At 45.4% G+C, this 590-nt stretch carries 1 protein-coding gene; it reads left to right on the top strand.

Going from position 1 to position 590, the window contains the following annotated elements; all coding sequences use genetic code 11:
• Nucleotides 1-17 precede the first annotated feature (17 nt).
• Nucleotides 18-308 (top strand): hypothetical protein, encoded by a 291-nt coding sequence (locus Y887_RS17900; RefSeq protein ID WP_046965639.1) that lies wholly within the window; start codon nt 18-20, stop codon nt 306-308.
• The last annotated feature ends 282 nt before the right edge of the window (nt 309-590 follow it).

Here is a 590-nt window from a genome sequence, read left to right as displayed (position 1 = left end):
CCAAGTAGGAGATTATTATGATTACTTTAGCCGCTATCCGTTCCGCTCGCGTCGAGACTTCCGAAAACTCTAACGTATTTGGCGAAACCTTAGAGAGCGTTTATCTCTCTAACGTAGACGCAACTATCGAACCTATTTATGAGCCGATCAACTTCCTCGACCTTTACAAGTATCGCGACGAGGACATCGTATCATCCCGCGTAACGATTAACGGCTTCGTCTATACGATTACCGAAATCGGCGGCGAATATCTCACTGTACCGCAACTCGGCGGCGAAGTAACTTATTTTAAAATTGTCTCCTTATAATATCCTTCCGTTACTAATAGGCCGCGCTTAGTCGCGGCTTTTCTTCGCCCCTATCTCGATGCGCTTCTCCGCGAAAACTCCTTTATCCTTCCCTTCGTCGTCGCATAATCTTCGTCGAGATGCGCCTTAGTTCGCATAACAGGTATTACGTTAAATGGAGAACATCGCGTAAGTCCTTGTTTTATATAGACACCTATATCGGACCGTTAGGGAGGGTCGCGTAAGTCGTTGTTTTATAAAGGCGCAAAACTTTCCCTTCGTTCCGAACTAAAACGAGAAATA

This window comes from Xanthomonas pisi DSM 18956, assembly GCF_001010415.1.
Taxonomy (GTDB): Bacteria; Pseudomonadota; Gammaproteobacteria; order Xanthomonadales; family Xanthomonadaceae; genus Xanthomonas; species Xanthomonas pisi.
This window is presented reverse-complemented; position numbering and strand designations above follow the sequence as displayed.